Annotated in this window: 10 protein-coding genes; 3 read left to right on the top strand and 7 right to left on the bottom strand. The window is 71.7% G+C overall.

Annotated elements, in window-relative coordinates:
- Nucleotides 1-9 precede the first annotated feature (9 nt).
- Nucleotides 10-11,559 carry a LamG-like jellyroll fold domain-containing protein gene (locus ACWCYO_RS07390; protein WP_449783681.1) on the bottom strand — a complete coding sequence of 3,850 codons (11,550 nt, stop codon included), beginning with the start codon at nt 11,557-11,559 and terminating at the stop codon, nt 10-12.
- A gap of 443 nt (nt 11,560-12,002) precedes the next feature.
- Between ACWCYO_RS07390 and mycP the strand changes: the two genes are divergently transcribed.
- On the top strand, nt 12,003-13,232 hold the full coding sequence (mycP, locus tag ACWCYO_RS07385; protein WP_449783680.1) for a type VII secretion-associated serine protease mycosin: 1,230 nt from the start codon (nt 12,003-12,005) through the stop codon (nt 13,230-13,232).
- A gap of 31 nt (nt 13,233-13,263) precedes the next feature.
- A complete protein-coding gene (locus ACWCYO_RS07380; protein WP_270150275.1) occupies nt 13,264-13,797 on the top strand; it encodes a type 1 periplasmic-binding domain-containing protein in 534 nt (177 codons plus the stop codon).
- An 18-nt stretch (nt 13,798-13,815) separates the two neighbouring features.
- Here the strand turns inward: ACWCYO_RS07380 and ACWCYO_RS07375 are convergent, their stop codons facing one another.
- The 6 genes from ACWCYO_RS07375 to ACWCYO_RS07350 form a co-directional block, all read right to left on the bottom strand.
- Nucleotides 13,816-15,126: a M14 family zinc carboxypeptidase gene (locus tag ACWCYO_RS07375; protein WP_449783679.1), complete on the bottom strand. Its 1,311-nt coding sequence runs from the start codon at nt 15,124-15,126 to the stop codon at nt 13,816-13,818.
- Nucleotides 15,127-15,242: 116 nt separating this feature from the next.
- Entirely contained in the window at nt 15,243-16,130 is an 888-nt protein-coding gene (locus ACWCYO_RS07370; protein ID WP_449783678.1) for an NAD-dependent epimerase/dehydratase family protein, read from the bottom strand.
- Entirely contained in the window at nt 16,130-17,206 is a 1,077-nt protein-coding gene (locus ACWCYO_RS07365) for a cytochrome P450 (protein ID WP_449783677.1), read from the bottom strand. The genes ACWCYO_RS07370 and ACWCYO_RS07365 overlap by 1 nt, the downstream gene beginning before the upstream one ends.
- Nucleotides 17,206-18,672 carry an AMP-binding protein gene (locus ACWCYO_RS07360; RefSeq protein ID WP_449783676.1) on the bottom strand — a complete coding sequence of 489 codons (1,467 nt, stop codon included), beginning with the start codon at nt 18,670-18,672 and terminating at the stop codon, nt 17,206-17,208. The genes ACWCYO_RS07365 and ACWCYO_RS07360 overlap by 1 nt, the downstream gene beginning before the upstream one ends.
- A 21-nt stretch (nt 18,673-18,693) precedes the next feature.
- The gene (locus tag ACWCYO_RS07355; RefSeq protein ID WP_270150266.1) at nt 18,694-19,431 is read right to left on the bottom strand and encodes a glycosyltransferase; all 738 of its coding nucleotides are present in this window, start codon (nt 19,429-19,431) and stop codon (nt 18,694-18,696) included.
- Nucleotides 19,428-20,441 carry a 3-oxoacyl-ACP synthase III family protein gene (locus ACWCYO_RS07350; RefSeq protein WP_449783675.1) on the bottom strand — a complete coding sequence of 338 codons (1,014 nt, stop codon included), beginning with the start codon at nt 20,439-20,441 and terminating at the stop codon, nt 19,428-19,430. Before ACWCYO_RS07350 ends, ACWCYO_RS07355 begins: the two co-directional genes overlap by 4 nt.
- Before the next feature lie 201 nt (nt 20,442-20,642).
- On the opposite strand from ACWCYO_RS07350, the gene ACWCYO_RS07345 reads away from it, so the two are divergent.
- Complete coding sequence (locus ACWCYO_RS07345; protein WP_270150264.1) at nt 20,643-21,533, top strand: PIG-L family deacetylase; 891 nt, start codon at nt 20,643-20,645, stop codon at nt 21,531-21,533.
- Nucleotides 21,534-21,549: the final 16 nt, after the last annotated feature.

Genomic DNA, 21,549 nt, shown 5'->3' with positions numbered 1-21,549 from the left:
CAGCTGGCCCTACCATCCCGAATCGAGATTATATCCAAGTTTATCGTTATATATTTCTGGATCATAATAGTCGACAAGCTCACCCTTTATGGTGCGGACTTCAATGGTATAGCGATACCGAAATGCAGTAGTGCTCTCGCTGCTCATGTAATCAAGAGCAACGGCCATCTTGACAACATTTTTCGCATCGAGCTGTTTCTTCACATAATACTGCACCCGAGTCATCTTCCCGACATTTACTGGAGTTGCCCAGCAGGGAGAGAGATTTGCTTGCACACCCCGCCCGCCCAGCGCATCAGGGATCAGGTGGCAGCTATTAACCAGCGCTCCCGGGACATTGGGAAAGAGTTCTTTTGCTCGTCCTTTCGCACTATCCATGCCCGGACTATTGGGATCGGCCTTGGTCCCCTTTCCTGTTTCCATGTACATGCATGCGACAGCTCCTTGAGCTCGCCCTCCTGGGAGCGTGCTGTCGTAATAGGTCCAGCCATCCGGCCCGTTATCCTCCGCGCCGAACGGGCGCTGACTAAGACAGGTTGGCTGTGTCTCATCGTCTTTGCTTCCTGGCAATCCCGGACCTGCCCCAGCTGAGGAAGCCGTACCCGGCTGGAAGGCCGGCTGATTCAGACCGCCAGCACCAGCGAGAGGCTGGGGATTACCCTGCTGCGTCAGGCCGTTCTGAGGGCCGTTGAGCGGGGTGCCCTGAGGGGTGGGGGTGGAGCAGCTCGTGCACTGGATGGGGTTGAGCGTGTGGGGGTCGACCCGCTGCTGACTCGGGCTCGTCGATCCGCCGCCGTGCGGCCGTGGGTGATGGTGGCCGGTGGGGGTGTCGCAGCTGCTCCGGGAGAACGGGTTCAGGGCAAGAGCGCCCCCTTCGAAGATTCCTCCCCACGGGATGCTGCCGAACATCTCCGGGATTCCTCCGGCACCGAGCGGAGAAGCGTAAACCCCCCATGACGGCACATCAAGCGACCCACTGGAGTAGCCAAAGGGATGCATCGCATTGTCGAGGCGCTGCTGCTCCAGCATCTTCTGGATGTCGTACTCCTGGCTGGCTGCCAGCCCGTAGTCCGGGGCCGGCGCCGGGGCAGGCGCCGGGGCAGGCTCCGTTGCCGGGGCGTCAGCAGGCGGAGGCGTGGTCTCGGCCGGAGGTGTGGGGTCCTGATCGTCCCCTCCGCCATCGCCGCCGCCCCTCGGGGCCGCTACCGGGAACGGAACGCAGGCGCGGTGTCCGCTGGGGTCGGCCGCGTTCATCGGATCGCCGTTCGCGTAGCCGTAGAGGTTGGCGGCCGATGAGGTGGCGGTGGCGAGTTGGGCGGAGTCGCGGCTGGTGAACTCGGCGGTGGCGGGGTCGTACCAGCGGCTGGCTGTGCTGACCTGGCCGCTGGCCGGGTCGGTCCAGCCGCCCTGGTAGCCGATCTTGCTGCCTGTCGTGGCGGTGCCGTCCGGCTTGCCCCAGGGGTCGTAGGCCCCGACCCCCGCCATGGCGGTGCCGTTGGCGGTGAATGTGCCGACCAAGTCGCCGTGGCGGTTGCTGTAGGCGAAGTTGGCGGCGCCGGCGGCGCCGACGGAGACGAGACCGCCGTCAGGAGTGCGGCTATAGGTCTCCGTGCCGTCCGTGACGAGGTGGTTGCTCGCGTCGTCGTAGCCGAAGGTGCGGCCGGCGGTGGAGGCGAGTCGGCCGAGCGCGTCGTAGGAGTAGGTCTGGCCTCCCTGTGTCACGAGTTCGTCGAACGCGTCGTAGCTGGCCGTGGAGGTGGTGCTGCCGTTGCTGACGGACGACCTGGTGCCTCGTGGGGTGAAGGTGTAGGTATTCGCCCCTGCGGTGAGCAGCTGGTTGCGCTGGTTGTAGGTCGCGGTCGTGGCACCTGACTTGGTGAGGTTACCGTTGTCGTCGTAGCCGTAGGAGGTGGTGCTGTCCCCCTTGTTCCAAGTGGACAGCCGTCCCGACTGGTCGTAGGTGTAGCTCGCGTTCGGCGTGCCGGCGAGTCCGGTGGTGTTCTGGGTCTTCAGTCGGCCCGAGGGGTAGTAGCCGTACGTCACGGACGCCTTGGTGGCGCCGGACGTGCTGAGGGTGTCGCTTGCGAGGTTCTGTTTCCCGTCGTAGGTGAACGATCGCGTCGTGCTGCTGCCGTAGCTGACGGATTGCAGGGTTCCGGACGGGTTGTAGGCGTAGCCGACCGTGCTTGTGGTGAGCGGGTCGGTGAAGGACTTCAGGCGTCCCGCTGCGTCGTAGCCGAAGTTGGCGGTGCCCGCCGCGTTGGTGCGGGAGGCGAGGAGGCCGTCCGCGTTGTAGGTGAAGCTCGCCTGGCCCTGCGGACCGGAGCTGGTCCACAGCATTCCGCGGTCCTCGTAGTTGAAGGTCTGCGGACCGTTCGGGGTGGAGACGGAAGTGATCCGCCCTGCGAGGTCGTAGCCGATGTTGCGGGTGGGCGTCAGCATCTCGCCTCCGCTGCCGTTCTGGGCGGTGATTCGTCCGGCGGGGTCGTAGGTGTTCTGGATCTTCACGCCGCCCGGCTTGAGAACGGTGACCGGCTGCAGGTTCGGGTCGTATGCCGTGGTGTAGGTGCGGTCGGCGGGGTTCGGGTAGGCGGGGGTCGCCGGTTCGACGGTGGACTCCGGCAATCCGAGGGTGTTGTAGGTGAAGTAGGTGTTCTGGCCGTTGCCGTCGGTGTAGACGGTGCGGTGTCCCGCGGCGTCGTAGCCGAGTGTGGTGGTGATGTTGTGGGTGGCGTCCACCGGCTGGATCTGGCGGACCGGTTGGCCGAGTCCGTTGTACTCGGTGTGTCGGGTGTTGCCGTCGGCATCGGTGGATGCCAGGACGTTCCCGTCAGCGTCGTACTGGATGCGGCTCGTCGACACCACTGCCCCGCTCTCGTCGAGGCTCGCGACGCTCACCGCACGGCCGACCTGGTCATACGTCGTGGTGGTGGCGCGTCCGCTCCGGCCAGGCGCGTCTGCCGGCGCGGTTGTGCGAACGGGAGCGCCGACGAGGTCGTACGTCGTCGTGGTGGTGTTGCCCAGCGGGTCGGTCGTGCTGACCCGCTCCCCCGCCCCGTCGTAGGAGTTGAGGGTGACTTCCCGGTTGGGGGTGACGACGGTGGTGCGGTTGCCGGCGTCGTCGTAGCCGAAACTTCCGGTGTAGACCACGGGGCTGCCGCCGCTCGTACCGTGGGCGGTCTGGCGGACCTGCTTGCTGATCGTGACTGGGCGGCCGAGGTCGTCGTACGTCGACAGGACGACGGCGCCGGTCGGGTCGGTGACCGACTGGGTCTCACCGTCGAGGTCTTGGGTGTAGAGCCACTTGGGGGTCACCCCGTTGATGGCCGCGAAGTCCTTCTCGACGAGGTTGCCGAGCTGGTCGTAGGTGTTGGTGGCCGTGTTGCCCTTGGCGTCGGTGAGGACCTTGGGGCGGCCCATGGTGTCGAAGTCGGTGCGGGTGACGGCGGTGAAGGTGCCGCTGCCGTCGGGGGCGGTGTAGGTGTTGCTCGCGACGGCGAGGTGTTCGCCGGTGGCGTCGAAGGTGTGGGTGGTGGTGGTGATGCCGCCGGTGGGGTCCTTGGTTTCGGCGGTCTCGCCGAAGGTGTTGTAGCCGGTGCGGGTCTCGGGGGCGACGGTCAGCGTGAGGGGCTGCCCGGTCGCGGGGTTGAGGGTGGTGGTGGGCACCGGCGGTTCGGTGGTGACGGTCTGCTGGCCCACCGCGTCGTGCGAGTAACTGACGGTGTAGGAAGCCGGGTTGGCTCCGCTGACGTTGCCGTCGGGGTTGGTCCGGGTGAGCGGCAGGCCGCGCTGGTCGTAGGTGAAGGTGGTGGTGGAGTCCTGCGGCGGGTTCTTGGCGGTCTGCGCGGTGATGTCCCCCGCGACGTCGTAGGTGAGGTCGGTCTCCCGGGTCTGGGTGCCGTCGGTGATGGTGGAGCGCAGCACGTGGCCGGCGGCGTCGTAGGTGTTGCTGCTGGTGCGGTTGAGGCCGCCGGGGTCGACGGTGGTGCTGGTGGCGCGGCCCGCGGCGTCCCAGGTGTTGGCGACGGTGGTCTTGCCGCCGCCGGTCACGCGCTGGGTGAGGTGGCCTGCCGCGTCGTAGGTGTTCTGCTGCAGGACGACGTTGCGCTCGGTGCCGTCGAAGGCCTTCGCGACGGGGTCGAAGTTGTGGAACGCGTCGGCGTCGATCTCGGCGACCGTGTCGTCGTCGTTGTAGTAGGTGTGCGTGGAGCGGCCCATCGCGTCCGTCACCCTGGCCAGGCGGCCGGCGGGGTCGTAGGCGCGGGACTCGACGATCTGCGCGCGGGCGGCGACCGGGTTGGTGGGGCTGCCGGTGTAGTTGGCGATGGTGACCTGCTGGAGCCAACCCATCGGGGCGTAGTCGTAGTTGTAGGTGGTGCCGGCGGCGTCGGTGCTGGAGACCTTGTTGCCGTACTTGTCATAGGTGTAGCTGGTCGAGCGGCCGGCCGGGTCGGTGACCTTCGTGAGGTGGCTGGTCGTGCCGGAGTACGCCCAGGTGGTGGTGCGCGGGGCGTCGCCGCCGGTGAGGTCGGCGAGGGTCTGGGTGAGGGGGTTGCCGTCGGTGTCGTAGGCGGTCGTGGTCTGTCGGGTGTGGACGGTGCCGGTGACGGCGTCCGTCGTGGCCGGGTCGGTGCGGGTGAGGGGGTTGCCCTGGCCGTCCCAGGCGTAGGTGGTGGTGGTCCTGGTGGGGGTCTGACCCTGGCCGCAGTTGGTGCACGCCTCGGTGCTGGAGGTGAGGCGGCCGAGGTTGTCGTAGGTGTAGGTGGTGATCAGGCCCAGCGGGCTGACGGTCTTGGTGAGGTCGCCGGCCGCGTTGTACGAGTTGACGGTGCTCAGGTTCGCCGGCACCGCCGAGGGGTTCGGGTAGGCGGCGTGGTCGACGTACGGGGACTGTGAGGTGACGAGCCCGGCGGGCTGGGTTCCGGTCGTCGGGTTGCCGTCGCTGCCGACGGCGGTCTCGCTGCCGCTGGTGCGGGTGACGTAGGAGGTTCGTCCCTGGGGGAAGTCCGGGGTGGCGGGCACGGTCGTGGACAGCAGCTCGCCGGCCGGGTCGTAGGTGTACTGGGTGCGGTAGGTGGCGTCCCCGGGCCCGTTGGAGCGGGCGTCGCTGCGGTCGGTCACCGTGTCGTTGACGGCGCCGAGGTGGTCCGGGGTGGTGTCGAGGTAGTAGTGGGCGTAGCTGGTGTGGCAGTGGGTGGTGTCCTGGCAGGTCGTGCGGGAGAGCACGTTGCCCCGGTCGTCGTGGCCGGTGGTGACGGTGTGGCCGTCGGCGTCGGTGACGGTGTGGAGGAAGCCGTTGGTGTCGTAGGTGTAGCGGGTGGTGTGGCCCCAGGCGTCGCTCTGTGCGATGAGCTTGGCGGTGCGGGCGTCGTAGCGGTAGGAGAGGGTGTTGCCGGTGGGGTCGGTGACGTTGGCGGTGGTGACGGGCGTGGCGGTGCCGCCGTTGCCCATGGCCTTGAAGTGGGCGGCCACCGTGGCGGCGTCGAGCCGGCTGGTGTAGTAGGAGGCTTCCGCGATGCTGCCGGTGAAGTGGTCGGCGCCGCCGCCGGGCCAGTTCCAGCCGGTGGTGGTGCCGGCGCCGAGGTAGACGTACGGGGTGCCGTTGAAGGTGATCTTGCGCCCGGTGGTGTCGGAGGCGCTGGGCTGTCCGTCGATGTAGATGGTCTGGCCGCTGTCGTCGGCGGCGAGGACCACCTGGTGCCACTTGCCGTCGTTGACGGTCCGGTCGGAGGTCATGACGGCGCCCTGGCCCATCCAGAACTCTCCGTGGACGTGGCCGTCCGAACCGACGTACAGGGCCGGGTTCCAGCTGTTGCCGAGCGGGGAGCCGACGGGGAAGTCCTGGTAGCTGTAGAGCGGGCCGCCGCTGGTGGTGTTGAACCACAGCTCCATGCTGGCGGGGCCGTGGGTGGGCGCGGCGTTGGACGGGAGCTGGATCTGCGAGGTGGTGCCGTTGAAGACCGCCGCGCGCTGGTTGCCGTAGTCGTTGGACGGGCCGTTGGCGTTGAGGGTGACGTTGCTGTAGGTGCCGGCGGTCAGATCGGGCATGGCGGTGCCGAGTTCGGCGGCGGCGTACCAGGAGCCGGACGGGTCGTTGAGGCGCCAGTACTGGATCGGTCCGGCCTGGACGACGGTGGCGCGGTAGGCGCCCGCGGCGTCGAGGCCGCCGGTGGTGCCGGGGGTGGTGGCGGCCCGGTAGTGGGCGGCGACCGCGCCGGCGGTGAGCGGGTAGCTGTAGATCGCGAACTCGGCGATCGCGCCGTTGAGGTGGCCGCTCACGTCGGTGGGGTGGTTGGGCCAGTTGCCGTCGTCCGTGCCGGCGCCGAGGTAGACGTAGGGCGATCCGTTGTAGGTGATGGGCCTGCCGACCGTGCTGGCCGCGGCCTTGGCGCCGTCGAGGTAGAGGGTCTGGCCGTTGTTGTCGCCGCTGAGCGCGACGTGGTGCCAGGCGCCGTCGTTGACCGTCGTCGGGGTGGCCAGGGCGTTCGCGGCGTCACCGGTCCACAGGGCCCCGTAGAGCTTGCCGTCGGTGCCGACGTACAGGGCGGGGTTCCACTTGCTTCCCTGCGGATGGTCGGCGCCGAGCGGGAAGTCCTGGTAGCCGTAGATGACGCCGGGGCTCGTGGTCTTGAACCAGAGTTCCACGGTTGTGGCGCTGTAGGCCTTGGGCGCGGTGTTGGCCGGCAGCTGGATGTAGGAGGTGGTTCCGTCGAAGCCGGTGGCCGTGGAGGTGCCGGAGGCCCAGGGCCCGCTCTGGCAGCAGGTGGTGGAGTGGTAGCTGCCGCGGTTCTGCGCCAGTGCCGCGGAGGAGATCAGCTCGGTGGCCTGGTTGCCGGTGGTGTCGCCCATGCGCCAGTAGCCGGTGGGGTGGGCGTCGACGACGGCCGCGTCGTACTGGGTGGCGCCGCTGGTGGTGGCGAGCTGGTAGAGGTTCGCGACCGTCCCGCTGTCAAGGCCGCGCGGGAAGGCGACCACGTCGGCGATCTGGCCGTTGAAGTGGCCGGAGTCGTCGTTGGGCGCGGCGGGCCAGCCGAGGGAGACGGCGCCGGCGCCGACGAAGACGTGCTCGACGCCGTTGGGGGTGATGGTGCCGGTCAGTGGTCCGGCGCTCTGCGCGCCGTCCACGTAGAGCTGTTGGGAGGTGGGACTGTCGGCGGAGAGCACGGCGAAGTGCCACTTGCCGTCGTTCACGGTGGCGGCGCTGGCCATGGTGTGGGAGGCGTCGCCGGTCCACAGCTGTGCGTGGAGCTTGCCGTCGGTGCCGACGTACAGGGCCGGATTCCAGCTCGGGCCCGGCGGGGTGTGGGGGGCGTCGAGAGGGAAGGACTGGTAGCTGAGCAGGACGCCGGGGCTGCTGGTCTTGAACCACATGCCGAGCGTTCCCGGGCCGGACTGGGGTGCGTAGGAGGCCGGCAGTTCGGTCCAGGAGGTGCTGCCGTTGAAGGAGGCGGATCCGGTGGAGCCAGTCATCGGTCCGGCGGCCCCGAGCGTGACGTCGGAGTAGGTGCCGTTGTTGGGGGTGGGCCGGGGGCTGTAGACCTGGTTGGCGGCCTGGACGCCTTGGCTCTCCGACAGGCGCCAGTATCCGGCGGGCTGCGAGCCCATGATCTGGCCGCGGTACTCCTGGGAGGAGCCGGACACGGTCGGGTTGCCGAGCTTCCAGGTGCCGCCGTTCCCGTCGGTGATCTGGGAGGCGCGGTCCTTGGTGGTGTCGTAGGCGGCGGCGAGCTGGGTCTTGCCGGAGGGGAGCTTCAGGCCGGACAGTTCGGTCGAGGGCTGGCTGCCGGCCTGCCACAGGGCCTGGACGGTCGGGGCGCCGAGGGTCCGGTTGTAGAAGGCGACGTCGCTGATGCTGCCGGTGAAGTAGCTGGCACGGCCGGTGTAGTCGGTGAACGGGCTGTCCTGCCACCAGGCGCTGGTGAAGCCGCCGCCGATGGCGCCGGCGCGCTGCCCGGGTGCGAGGACGGGGCCGGCCAGCGTCGCCTGGGCCTGGCCGTCGAGGTACAGCGTCTGGGAGGCGCCGGAGGCGGACAGCAGCGCGAAGTGCCACTGGCCGTCGTTGACCGTCTTGGACGACTGCATGGGGTTGGAGGAGCCGGCCCAGAACTTGCCGTGGAGTTTGCCGGAGGTTCCGACGTACAGCGCGGGGGTGTAGTCGCCCGCCGTGGTGCCGCTGCCGGGGAAGTTCTCCGTCTGGTAGCTGAACAGCACGCCGGAGCCGGTGGTCTTGAACCAGAGTCCGACCGAGGTGTAGGACGAGCTGGCCAGCGCGGTCTGCGGCAGCGTGACGTAGCCGGTGGTTCCGTTGAAGGTCGCCGCCGTCGCGGATGCCGCCGGCCCCGGGGTGCCCAGGGTCACGCCACTGGCGGAGTAGGTCGCGTTGTCGTTGCCCTGGTTCTCGATCACCTCGCTGGCCGCGGTGGTGCCGGAGGACTCGCCGAGGCGCCAGTACGAGACGGGGGCGGAGTCGAGGACGGCCGAGCGCAGGTGGGAGCCGGGAGTGTAGGTGTAGGTCGTGCAGGGCCTGGTCGTGTTGGTTCCGGCCGGCGGGGTGCAGACGCTGTCCAACTGGTCCGGGTTGCCGCTGTCGTACGTGTAGGTCCAGGTCTGGGCGGTGTTCCAGTCCGTCCCGGTCGTGGGGTCGGTGTACACCTTGGCGACGTGCCGGTTGTCCGTCGTCCACTCGAAGTGCAGCGCCCGGCCCGAGGCGTTGTCCTTGACCGTGCCGAGCCTGCCGTTGGTGTAGGTGAGGTCCTGGGTGTGGCCGGCCGCGTCGGTGACCCGGGACAGTGCGAAGGCGCTGCCGTTGGGGGTGTGGAACTGGTAGACGATGCCGTCCTTGGCCGTCAGGTCGAATCCGGCGTCGACCTTGGTGAGGGAGGCGAATTCGCCCGGCGGCGGCGTGTAGACGTTGCCTGCTCCGAGCCCGAAGCGTGCGGTGCGTCCGTTGGCGGTGGTCAGGACGACGGACCCGGTGCCGTCCGCGTCCGGCTGCACCTGCATGTCGAAGGCTGAGGTCCAGCCGGCTCCGAAGAGCGTGGAGGTACGCGGGTCGAGGGAGTTGTACGAACGGGTCACGGCCAGGGCCGGTCCGACCGACTTCACGCTCGCGTCCGTCGCGGCGGTGGTGTAGTTGCCCACGTGGGCGTCGAAGTCGTGCCCCGCGCCGTCACTGGCGGCCCCGCCCAGATGGGAGGTGATGACGGGCTGCTGCAGCTGGGTGGAGAAGGTCGCGTACCCCGACCACGGGCTCGCGCCGATGTGGTCCCCGCTCATGACGGTCCACTGGTAGCTGCTGTTCCAGGCCAGCTTCCCGGCCGGCACGGCCCAGGTCTGGTTCGGCTGCCAGCCCGACTCGGCGATCAGCTGGGGGTCACCCGAGGACGGATTGGTGTAGACGCGGAAGTTGTAGTCCACCCCGGTGCCCGGGTAGTTGTCCGGGTCATGGCCGCTTGCGTAGAGCTGCGGGGACAGGGTGCTGACCACGGAGTTGGACAGCGGCACCATCATGTCGATCTGCGGGTCGACGTTCTTGGCCGCGACCCACGTGCACGAGTGGTAGGGAATGCCGAAGTCGTCGCTGAGCGAGTACGTGCCGTTCACCACGCCGTCCCAGCACAGCTGGTAGCTGGTCCCCGGGGCCATCGGCGGGATGGTGGCGGTGAAGGTCACGGTGTCGCCGGTCTTGACCAGCCCCGGAACGCCCGTGGTGGTGCCCGCCCCGGGCCAGAACTCGTGCCAGTTCGCGTCGAAGAACCTCGGCTTGACCCGCATGCTGTTGGAGTTCCACCAGTTCGCGGCGAGATTGGTCATGGTGACCTGCTGCGAGCCCGCGGTGACGGCCGTCGGCGGAATGTAGTTCGGCGGGATCGAGTAGCTGGCCGCCCAGTCGACGTAGGTGAGCTTCAGGAACGGCGGGTGCTGGGTGTTGACGCTGTCGAACTGCTTCCAGGCCTGGATGTCGCTCGCGTCGGAGGTGAGCGCGAAGCCGTAGTTGCCCGCGCCGTGGGTCCAGCTGTTGACGAGCTGGACTCCGGCCGTGGTCGGGTCGCCGCCGAGGTTGAACGGCACGGTGACGGGTGAGCCCGGGCAGTAGGTGCTGTTGGGGGCGGTGAAGTTGTCGGAGGCGAGCACCGCGGGGTCGAACGGCACCTGGGAGAAGTCGTTGACGCTGCCCGGGTCCCAGGCGGAGGTGATGGCGTGCACGGCGACGTCCCGCGACTGGCAGCCGCCGCTCCAGATGGCGTTCAGGTCCAGCTCGGCCTTCTGGACGTACATGTTGCCCAGGTTCGAGCCGAGGGAGTCGAAGACGAGGTAGCTGACGTCGTAGGACGATCCCCCGTTGTAGCTGCCGGTCTTGAGGCTGTTCTCACTCGCGTGGTTGGTGGCGCTGTTCGACACGATGTAGGTCGAACGCGTGCCGTTGATCTGCCCGGTGGGATCCACCTTCACCGGGAAGACGCGCTTGGGGTCCTTCAGCCACGCGGTGTCGAGGTCCATCTGGAGGGCGGGCTTGCCGTCCACCGTGGTCAACTTGTACGTGACGGCGTTGGAGGTGACCCCTTCGCCGGAGTGCGGGTCGAGCGCCGAGTCTTCCATGAACCCGTGCGGGATGGTCATCCTGACCTTGCCGGCCTCGTCGGTGAAGCGGACGTTGCCGGAGGGGTCCAGGGAGGCCGACAGGCCCGTGGTGTTCAACGGGAACACCCAGGTCACCGGGGCGGATGCACTGTGCAGGACGAGCGATTCCTTGATGCCCTGCGCGAGCGTGTTGTAGACGACGTCGGAGTCCGGGAGCGCGCCGGGGTAGGTCAGCGTGTTCGCCGCGGCGGTGGCCGCGACCGGCTTGGCACCCTGGAGCGTGTAGGAGATCCGGTGGCCGGCGTCCAGGGTCCAGTCGATCAGCGCGGTGCCGTCGGCGCTCGACGAGAAGCTGAGCGCCTGGTCGTTGGCGGCCTCGGCCCACCGGTTGTCCCGGCGGCGGGACAGACCGGTGTCGATGTTGTCCCAGGTCCCGTCGGGCTTCCGGAAGTGGACCGGCTGGCTGTAGACGCGCATCGTCTTGGTGCCGTCGGGGTTCTGGAAGACCGAGGTGGTGGAGGTCCTGGCTCCGATGACCTCGGTGGCCCCGCCGGCCGGATCGGTCGGGCCGACCCAGGCCGCCGACGAGTCCTTGGTCGGCGCGACCTGCCCTGCGGCGGCCTCGCCCTGGCTCTTCGGCGAGCCGTCCGCGTTGCTCGCCTGGGGCCTGGGCAGGGCAGGGGGCGTCACCTGCTCGCCCTTCACCGGCTCGGGGGCTGCGGGCGCGTGGGGCTTGCCGCCGTCCTGGCGGTCCGTCTTCTCGGGCGCCTCCCCCGGAGCCGGCGTGTGCCCGGCCGCCACGCCGCCGCCGGCGTGGCGCGAGGTCTCGCTCGCATCGACCTGGTGCCCTTGCCGGCCGGCGTCCTCCGAACGCTGCTGCGGGACCTGGGGGGCCTGTACCGATGCGGCGGGCGACGGGGCGTGTTCCCGGGCGAAGGCCTCTGCGGGCTGGAGCGCCACCGTCTGCAGCAGGGCCAACGACAGCAACGCAACAGACCAGCGCCGCACCGAGCCTGACGTCCCGTTCGATCTCGCCGCCCCGCTCCGCACACGACCGGCCGCGCGCCGAGGAAGGCTACCGCCCCCGAGGCCCAACGGCTTTTGCGATTCACGGCGTGACAAACGGCGCACGGCCGACCCCTCCGGAAAAACGAGTCCGAGACCCCCCATCAGGCAGGCCGACAGATCTTCTATCGATCACGACCACTTCGGGTCCAGTGCGCAACCACCGCCCGCCATCCGAGATGCCGGGCTATCTCCCGCTTTGCCTTCAAATGGTCCTGGCAAAAGTTCTGCAAAGCGCGGTCCCGATGTCTGACCCCGGGGCTTCCGGCAAGGCTGCGTGTGTATAAGATCGCCATCGATCTAGGCACCCTCATGCCTTCTTGAATCACCGTCACTCCGTCTCAGGAGCACCACCGATGGCCGCAATACGCCGGTTTTTCCATGCCTGCGGTGTTGCCGTATTCACCGTGTCCGCCCTGGTCACCGGAACACCCGTCAGCAATGCCGGAAGCATCCGTTCCAGCGAATGGCCACTGGACGCCGAACACTTCAAGGCCGACCGGATCTGGTCGATCAGCCGCGGTGCCGGAACGACGGTCGCCGTCGTCGACAGCGGGGTCTCGGCCTCGCATCCCGACCTGGCCGGACAGGTCCTTCCCGGCGCCAGCCTGATCGGTGACGGCGACGACGGCCGGACGGACACCTCTGGCGAGTCCCACGGGACCGCCATCGCCGGCATCATCGCCGGCACCGGAGGCCCGGCGCCCGGTGAGGGCATGACGGGCCTCGCGCCGGACGCGAAGATCCTGCCGGTCCGCGTCGGCACCGGGAACCAGGTCTCCGCCCCCATGGTCGCGCGGGGCATCGTCTGGGCGGCCGACCACGGTGCCCGGATCATCAACGTCTCCCTCGGCGCACCCGAACCGGACCCGCTTCTCAAACAGGCCGTCACCTACGCCATGGGCAAGGACGCCGTCGTCGTCGCCTCGGCGGGCAACGAGGGCGACCGGGGGAATCCACCGATGTATCCGGCCGCTTTCCCCGGAGTCGTATCGGTTTCCGGGGTCGACGAGACCGGCACTTTCTGGAAAGCCAGCGAATCCGGCCGCGGCATCGTCGTCGCCGCGCCCGCCGCCGAGATCTACTCGACCAACAACCAGGGCCGATACGTGAAGGCCGACGGCACGAGCTACGCGGCGGCCTACGTCTCGGCCACTGCCGCGCTCATCCGCTCGGCACATCCGGATTTGACAGCAGGGCAGGTGATTCACCGCCTCATCACCACGACGGTCGAGCGGAACAACCACCCCGACCCGAAACTCGGTTTCGGAAGAATCGACCCGATCTCGGCGATTTCGTCCACTGACGACGGTGAGCGCGAGAACCCCCTTCTCCGCGAATCGCGCGAATCGGTTGATGCCGGATCCGATTCGGATTCCGGCCTGTTCGTCATCATCGTGTCGTCCGCCGGAATCGTCCTGGTCGCCTGTGTCGCGGCCGTCTTCCGGCGCAGGTCCCGTGGTCGGGGGAACATCCGGGAGAGCGGGCCTTCCCGGCCCGTCGTGAACGCGGCCGGCAAGTCTGCCCGGCCGAGGCCCGGTTCCGGCACGTCCTCACGCACGTCCCGTTCCAAGCGGAACAGCTGACCAGCTCCCGTCCCCAGGAGGGCCCCGCCCCATGTCACTGCGCCTTCGTCCCGGCCGCCGCACCCTGGTCGTCTCCTCCCTGGGCGTCGCCGCCGCTGCCGCCGTACTCGGCTACGTGCTGTTCACGGGTGACGACACACCACGCACGAGCGCCACCAAGGCGAACGACGTGTCGGGACGAGCGACCGCGTGTCTGGCGGCCGACAGCGCGAGCTCGACGGGCGGTGACACCGTCACCGGGATCTGGTCCGCCATGCAGACGGCCGGAACGCAGCACGGCACCAACGTCCAGCAGATGATCGAACCGGCGACCACTGCGGAACAGGCCGCTCCGCACCTCGCGGGACTGCTCGTCCAGCACTGCGACCTGATCGTCACCGTCGGCGCGCCTTTCGGCCGGGCGACCACCGGCATCGCCTCGGCCGCGCCGTCGGTCCCGATCATCGCCGTCGACTCGACGCTGTCCACCTCGCCCACCAACGTCACCCTCCTGGCGGGCCCCGGCGCCGCGGCGCGGGTCAGCGAGCGGGTCGGCGCTCTGCGGCGGCACGCGGCGGGGTCCTGAGGCGCCGCCGGGCGCCGGTCAGGTCAGGTGGGCCGCGGCTTCGGCGGTGTTGGCGTGGTGGGTGGCCTGGCGGGTGACGGGCAGCCAGGTGGGGTGGAAGCGGCGGCGGTAGTGGGTGCACCAGGTGTGCAGGAGGGTGGTGAGGCGGGGGTCGGGGTCGGGGGTGGCGCGGCGTAGGAGGGCGGCGGCGCGGACCGGGATGCGGTGGGCCCACAGCTCGATGCCGGCCAGGTGGGCGCGGGTGAGCAGGGGTGGTGGGAGGAGGGGGTGCTCGGCGGTGCGCGGGTCCCAGGCGTCGGCGAGTTGGCGCAGGGCGGTCAGCTGGGTGTGGGCGGCGCGCAGCAGTGGGGTGTCGTGGGGTGGGAGTGCGGGCAGCAGGTCGGTGAGGTGTCGGCCGCGTTCGCGTAGGTGGTCGGCGCTGGCGCGCAGGCGCTGGTCGGGGTCGGCGGCGGGGTGGGTGTCGCCGAGTCGGTCGCTGGTCCAGGCGGGGACTTCGACGACGACGGTGCGGCCGCCGTGGCGCCCGGGGGCGAACCAGGTGGCGGCGCTGGCGCCGGCCGGTGCGTCGTGCGGGCTCTCGTCCGGGGCGAGCATGCCGGTGGTGTTCTCCTGCGAGTCGATGTGGTGGGGCTCCATCAGGAAGACGCCGGGGCCGACGACGGGCAGGCGGTAGGTGTCGAAGGAGCCGGTCTCGACCGGGATGCCGAGGGCGGCGGCGGAGCGTGTGAAGGGGTCGGCGAGGGCGGTGGGGTCGGCGGTGGCCTGGAGGAAGGTGCCGCCCACGTCGGCGGTGTGCAGGGAGAGTTGGAGGCGGGGGCGGAGTTCGTCGATCAGGTCGAGGAGGATCCGGCTCTCGGGGAGGTTGCCGCCGATCGCCGGGGCCCATTCGGGCTGTTCGTCGGCGGCGGGGCGGTAGTAGCCGGCGAAGTAGGCGGGCAGGGTGCGGGCGAGGAGGCCGCCGCGGGCCAGGTGGGCGCCGTCGGGGTCGAGGCAGAGCAGGAAGTGCCAGGTGGTCCGCGCGTGCGGGGCGGGGTGGGCCAGGGCGCGGTGGGCGAGTTCGACGATGCCGGCCCGGCCGGAGAACTCGTCGGCGTGGGCGCCGGAGACGACCAGGACGTGGTCGGCGCCGTGGTGGTCGGTGGCTTCGGGGCCGATGGACAGCAGGTGCAGGGGGCGGCCGGCGCGGGAGGTGCCGAGGGTGCGCACCCGGGCGCGCCCAGGGTGGCGGGCGGCCAGTTGGTGTGCGGTGTCGGTGAGTTCGTCGAGCGTTGGGTAGCGGTCGTGGAGCAGTATCGCCCTGCCCGCGCCGGTCGAGGTGTCGGTCAGCATCGGGTCTCCTTCCCCTGGTGCCCCGGAGACCTGTGGGCCCGGGGGTGGCATTAGATCCGGTCGGCTGCGGGTCCGTCCAGGGGTCCGTGCGGGGGCCTCTCCGAGGGGGCCGGGTGTCAGGGCCGGTAGTCGGCGAGGGTGTGGCGGGGGTTCCAGCCCTGGGCGTGGGCGCGGGTGAGGTCGAGGACGACGCCGCGGGTGAGCAGGTCGAGGGTGTAGGGGGTGAGGCCGGGCAGCAGGGTGGTGCGGGCGGCGAGGCGGGCGAGGGGGGTGGGCAGGTGGGTGATGCGGGCGGGCAGGTGGTGGGTGGCCAGGACGTGGCGCAGGGCGGCGTCGCGGCGGTAGGGGACGGGGTCGGCGATGTTGTAGGCGCCGGGGGGCCAGGGTGGGGTGGTGGTGAGGCCGAGGGCGGCCAGGCAGGCGTCGGTGAGGTTGGCGACGGCGGTGAGGCTGAGCGGGATGTCGGGGCCGGGCAGGGGCAGCAGGCCGTGGCGGGCGCGGGCGAGCAGGGGTGGCAGCAGGTGGGGGTCGCCGGGGCCGTAGACGGCGCGGGGGCGCAGGACGACGGCGCCGGCGGCAAGGGCGTGGCGTTCGGCGGCGGCTTTGGTGCGGCCGTAGGCGTTGAGGTGGCCGGCGTCGGTGGGGTGGGCCTCGGTGAGGGCTTGGGCGGTGGTGCGCGGGTCGTAGACGCTGGCGCTGCTGACGTGGACGAGGGGGCGGCCGGCGGCGGCGCGCAGGACGCGCTGGGTGCCGGTGACGTTGACGGCGTGCTGGTGGGCTTCGGCCCGGTGGCCGCGGGGCAGGTCGGCGACGGCGGCGGCGCAGTGGACGATGAGGTCGGCGCCGGTGAAGTCGGGGTCGGCCCGGGTGGCGTCCCAGGGCAGGTGGTGCCCCAGCGGGCCGGGGCGGCGGCCGTGGCAGGTGACGTCGAGGCCCAACCGGGCGGCGGCGCGGGCGAGATGGGAGCCGCAGAAGCCGGCGGCGCCGGTGATGGCGATGCGCATCAGCGGGTTCCTTCCGCGCGCAGGGTGAGGTGGGCGTAGCCGGGCAGGGCGGCGTGGCGGTCGACGCGGGCGCGGGTGACGTGGGGGTGGTGGGGGGCCAGGGCGAGGAGGGTGTCGGCGAGTTGGGTGCGGGCCAGGGCGGCGCCGGGGCAGGCGTGGGTTCCGGCGCCGAAGACGGCCTGGGTGGCGGCGGGGTCCTCGGGTGGGGTGCGGTGGTGGGCGCGGGCGGCGTGGCGGGCGACGAGGATGAGCCGGTCGCCGGCGCGCACGGGGTGTCCGGCGAGGGTGGCGTCGGCGGCGGCGGCTCGGGGCAGCAGTGGGGAGGGGGCGGTCAGGCGTAGGAGTTCGGCGGCGAGGGCGGGTGCGGTGTGTTCGTCGACGGCGGGCCACCGGCGGGCGTCGGCGCACCAGGCGACGGCTCTGGGCAGGGCGGCGACGGTGGTGTTGACGGCGGCGACGGCGAGCATGGCGTCGCGGGGGTCGGGCAGCAGGGCGGTGAGGCGGGCGGCGGCGTCGCCCGCCGTACGACTGTGGCGGCGGGGGCCGGGCAGGTGGTCGCGGGCGGTGGCGGCGGCGGCTTCGCGGGCGGCGCGGGCGAGTTGGCGGGGCGGGGCGCTGGTGCCGGTCAGGGCGGCGGCGGTGGTTGCGGCCAACTCCTCGGCGAGGTCGACGAGTTCGAGGGTGCCGGTGGCCAGGGCGGGGACGCGTTCGGCGAGGACGGCCTGCCACAGCGGGCGCAGTCGGGGCAGGGCGGCGGCGCCGAGGTCGGTGGCCAGGGCGCGGCGGGCGGTGCGGTGGTCGTCGCCGTCCTGGTCGAACAGGAGCCGGCCGCCGGTGAGTTGGGCGGCGGTGCCGCCGGTGGTGCCGGGTGCGGTGCGGGCCAGGGGGATGCGGGTGAGGGCGTGGCGGTAGGCGTCGGGGTCGTGGACGAGCAGGGTGCGGCCCAGGCGCAGGACGGGGCGGTGGCGGGTGGCGCAGAGCAGGGCGAACAGGAGCGGGTGGCTGCGCAGGTAGACGGTGCGGTCGCGGCGGCGGGCCCGGCGGGAGGCGGCGAGGGGCGGGGCTGGGGTGGTCATCAGGCCAACTCCCGTGCGCAGTGGGCGGATGCGGCGGCCCGGTCGGGTTTGCGGGAGCGGCCGGCGAGCGGGACGGTGCCGAACAGCAGGGCGTCGGGGCGGGCGGCGCCCATGCGCCTCAGCGGGCCCTCGAGTCGGGTGCGCAGTTGCTGGGGGTCGGTGCCGGGGGCGGGTTGGACGAGGGCGACGAGGCGTTCGTCGCCGTCGGTGTCGGGTACGCCGACGAGCAGGGCGAGTTCGACGCCGGGGATGTGCAGGGCGGGTTCGTACAGGCCGGGGTAGATGTTGCGGGCGCGGCGCAGCACCATGTCCTTGAGGCGGCCGGCGAGGACGATGCGGCCGTCGGGGGTGAGGGTGGCGCGGTCGCCGGTGCGGATCCAGGGGTCGGGTTCGTGGCCGAGGTAGCGGTGGCGGGCGCCGGGGCCGGTGAGGTGGAGTTCGCCGTCGTCGGCGAGGCGGGTGCGGATGCCGGGCAGGGGGTGGCCGACGAGGTCGCCGTCGTCGGTGTGGGCGCTCTTGTCGGTCTCTTCGACGGCGGCGGCGGGGAAGAGTTCGGTGAGGGCGTAGACGCTCCAGGCCTGGTCGGCGCCGGCGTGTTTGGCGCGGCGCAGCAGGGCGGCGTCGGCGGGGGCGGAGCCGGTCCACAGGGTGCCGGTGAGGTGGGCGCCGGCGGTGAGGGCGGTGCGCAGTTGGGGTGGGGTGAGGTAGGTGTGGGCGGGTGCGAGGTGGGTGAGTTGGCGGGCGAGGGCGGTGGGGGTGCGGGCGGGCAGGGCGACGGTGGCGCCGGCGGCGAGGGCGGGGGCGAGGACGAAGAAGGTGCCGCCGACGACGGTGGTGGCGGGCCGGGGGCGTACCAGGTCGGTGACGGTGTGCAGGCCGGCGGCGAGGCCGGCGTGGGTGTGGACGACGGCGCGGGGGCGGGCGGTGGTGCCGGAGGTGAAGACGATGACGGCGTCGGCGTCCGGGTCGTGGTGCCGGGGTGGGACGGGGGTGGTGGCGGGGCGCAGGCGGGGTGCGCAGCCGGGCAGGCGGTGGCCGAGGGTGGCGACGGGGCCGAGGGTGGTGAGGCGGGGCAGGTGGAGGTCGGCGCGGCGGGCGAGGGGTGCGGCCCAGCCGGTGGCGGCCTGGGCGGCGGCGTCGGCGAGGATGAGGCGGGGTGCGGCGAGGGCGAGGTGGGCGGCGAGGACGTCGGGTCCGGCGGTGGGGTCGAGGACGGCGACGCGCAGGCCGAGGCGGTGGGCGGCGAGCAGGGCGGCGAGGGCGCGGGGGCCCGGGCGCAGGGCGAGGCCGAGGGTGGCGCCGGGGGTGAGGCGGCGGGCGTGCAGGGCGGCGGCGTAGCCGTCGGCGAGGTCGGCGAGGTCGCCGCGGCGGATGCGGGTGCGGGTGGTGCCGGTGCGGGTGTGGTGCAGGACGGCGGGGCGGTCGGGGTGGTGGGTGCGCAGGGCGTGGGCGAGGTGGTCGAGCACGGCGGGTTTCCCCCAGTGGTGTCAGCGGATGTCGGCGGGGCGTGGGCCGGCGCCGCGTTCGAGGTACCAGCGGGCGGTGCCGATCACGCCGTAGGCGCGGATGCGGCGGGTGGAGTTCTGGACGACCATGTCGCGGCTGCGGGTGATGGCGGTGGTGTGGCGGCGGACCTGGTTGAGGAAGGCGCGGTCGGTGGGTGAGGGGCGCCGGGGCATGCCGCCGACGGCCTGGTAGAGGGCGGCGGTGATGGCCATGTTGTTGCCGGCGTGCATCCGGTAGGGGGCGAGGTAGCCGTGGCGGCGGTGGTGGGCGGGGCGGATGCGGCCGAAGAACGCGCCGAGGGCGACCAGGAGGCGGAAGAGCGCGCGGCCGGCCGGTCCGTGTTCGTCGCGGCGGGCGGTGACGCGGCCGCAGACCAGTGCGTCGCGGGCGAGGAGGGCGGCGCGGGCGGCGGCGGTCCAGCCGGGTTCGGGCAGGCAGTCGGCGTCGGTGCGGGCGAGCAGGGTGGCGCCGTGGGCGATGGCGTGGCGGAAGGCGGTGTCGACGGCGCAGCCGACGCCCTTCTCCGGTTCGACCAGGATCTGGACCGGGAAGGGGGCGTGGGCGGCGAAGGCGCGGACGGTGGCGACGGTGGCGTCGGTGGAGCCGTTGTCGGCGACCAGGAGGGTGAAGTCGCGGTCGTGCTGGGCGGCGAGGGCGCGTAGGGCGCCGTCGATCCGGGCTTGCTCCTGGTAGGCGGGGATGATCACCCAGAGGGTCATGAGGCCTCCCAGACCATGGTCATCAGGGAGACGCCGCCACCCAGGCCGATCATCAGGGCCTTCTCCCCCGGCTTCAACTGCTCTTTGACGCGGTCGAGTTGGATGCCGATGGTGGCGCTGGCGACGTTGCCGAGTTCGGGTACGGTGAGCACCAGCCTGTCGGCCGGGGCGCCGGTGAGTTCGACGAAGCGCTCCAGGTAGGGGGCGGTGACCTGGTGCACCAGCACCCGGGCGTAGTCGTCCCAGGTGAGGCCGGTGCGTTCGGCGAGGGCGGCCAAGGCGGCGGGGCCGATCTGTTCGAAGATGCCGCGCAACTCCTTGCCGCCGCCGCGGAAGTAGCTGTACTCGTCGCCGCGCGGGTGGCGTGAGCCGCCGCCGGGGATGCCGCCGGCCTGCCAGTGTTCGGAGGCGGTGACGGTGGCGGTGTCGAGGATGCCGCCGCGTTCGACCGGTTCGACGATGACGGCGGCGCCGGCGTCGCCGAAGGTGTAGCCGGCGAAGGCGTCGCGCAGGGCGGCGGCGTCGGCGGGGTCGCGGCGCATCGCGCGGCTGGGGGTCTCGCCGGTGACCACCAGGGCGCGGCGGGCGCGGCCGGCGAGGATCATCGCGCGGGCCAGGTCGATCCCGTTGAGGAAGCTGTTGCAGGCGTTGCTGACGTCCAGGGCGTGGGCGCGGGTGCCGAGTTCGGACTGGACGATGTGGGCGGTGGCGGGCTCGCAGATGTCCCTGGTGGCGGAGGCGAAGAGCAGCAGGTCGACGTCGCCCGGGTCGAGGCCGCGGGCGGCCAGGGCCCGGCGGGCGGCGGCGGTGGCGAGGGTGGAGGCGTACTCGTCGTCGGCGGCGAAGTGGCGGGTGCGGATGCCGGTGGCCTTCTCGAGCATCCGCTCGGGCAGGGCGAGTTTGGCGTGGGCGGTGATCTCGTCCTGGAGCTGCTGGGAGGTGATCCTGCGGGCGGGCAGGTGGGAGCCGACGGCGGTGATGCCGATCCTCGGTGTCGCTGCTGGAAGCATGGCCCCATGCTGCGGGGCGGGCGCCGGGGCCCACCTGAGTACGGGTACTCAGGTGGGCCGGGACGGATACCCGTTCGGGTCGTGCGGGCTACCCGGGCGGGTGCGGGTGCCGGTCCCGTACGGGGGCGGGGCCGGGGGCCGGCTGTCAGACCCGGGAGGCAGACTGGGGGCGGACCACCCGCGCGAGATGAGGACGACACCATGGCCGACCGGCCCCTGACACTGATGGCAGTGCACGCCCACCCCGACGACGAGGCCACCGGCACCGGCGGCGTCCTCGCCCGCTACGCCGCCGAGGGCATCCGCACCGTCCTGGTCACCTGCACCGACGGCGCCTGCGGCGACGGCCCCGGCGGCGTCAAGCCCGGCGAGGACGGGCACGACCCGCAGGCGGTGGCCGCCCTGCGCCGCGAGGAGCTCGAGGCCAGCTGCCGCGTCCTCGGCGTCGACCACCTCGAACTGCTCGGCTACGGCGACTCCGGGATGATGGGCTGGCCCGCCAACGACGCCCCCGGCTCGTTCTGGAACACCCCCGTCGCCGACGGCGCCGCCCGCCTGGCCGAGCTGATCCAGCACTACCGACCGGACGTCGTCGTCACCTACGACGAGAACGGCTTCTACGGCCACCCCGACCACATCCAGGCCCACCGCATCACCATGGCCGCCCTGGACCTGGCCCCCGGCCTGGCACCCAAGGTGTACTGGACCACCGCGCCGCACTCGGCGATGAAGCGCTTCGGCGAGGTGATGCGGGAGTTCGGCGCCGACTGGGACGTGCCGGCCTCGGAGTCGGCCGAACCGGACGGCGAGGGCGGGGAGGCCGCCGGGGCCGGGTCGGCCGTCGAGGCCCCCGAGCTGCCGCCGATCGGGCTGCCGGACGAGGAGGTCACCACCTGGGTGGACACCCACGCCTACGGCGGCCAGAAGTACGACGCGCTGGCCGCCCACGCCAGCCAGGGCGAGAACATCTTCTTCCTGCGGATGGGCAAGGAACGCTTCACCGAGCTGATGGGCACGGAGACCTTCCTCCGCGTCCGCGACACCACCGGAGCGCCGCTGCCCGAGCAGGACCTGTTCGCCGGCCTGCGCTGACGCGACGCGCGCCCGC

Source organism: Kitasatospora sp. NPDC001683 (assembly GCF_053596495.1).
The sequence above is the reverse complement of the archived record's forward strand: the minus strand, read 5'-3'. Positions and strand labels throughout refer to the sequence as shown.

Bases quoted from the DNA above. Each gene is read 5' to 3' on its own strand.
- ACWCYO_RS07375 (WP_449783679.1), bottom strand. From the start codon at position 15,126: ATGCTGACCGACACCTCGACCGGCGCGGGCAGGGCGATACTGCTCCAC.
- ACWCYO_RS07355 (WP_270150266.1), bottom strand. From the start codon at position 19,431: ATGACCCTCTGGGTGATCATCCCCGCCTACCAGGAGCAAGCCCGGATC.
- ACWCYO_RS07370 (WP_449783678.1), bottom strand. From the start codon at position 16,130: ATGCGCATCGCCATCACCGGCGCCGCCGGCTTCTGCGGCTCCCATCTC.
- mycP (WP_449783680.1), top strand. From the start codon at position 12,003: ATGGCCGCAATACGCCGGTTTTTCCATGCCTGCGGTGTTGCCGTATTC.
- ACWCYO_RS07345 (WP_270150264.1), top strand. From the start codon at position 20,643: ATGGCCGACCGGCCCCTGACACTGATGGCAGTGCACGCCCACCCCGAC.
- ACWCYO_RS07365 (WP_449783677.1), bottom strand. From the start codon at position 17,206: ATGACCACCCCAGCCCCGCCCCTCGCCGCCTCCCGCCGGGCCCGCCGC.
- ACWCYO_RS07350 (WP_449783675.1), bottom strand. From the start codon at position 20,441: ATGCTTCCAGCAGCGACACCGAGGATCGGCATCACCGCCGTCGGCTCC.
- ACWCYO_RS07380 (WP_270150275.1), top strand. From the start codon at position 13,264: ATGTCACTGCGCCTTCGTCCCGGCCGCCGCACCCTGGTCGTCTCCTCC.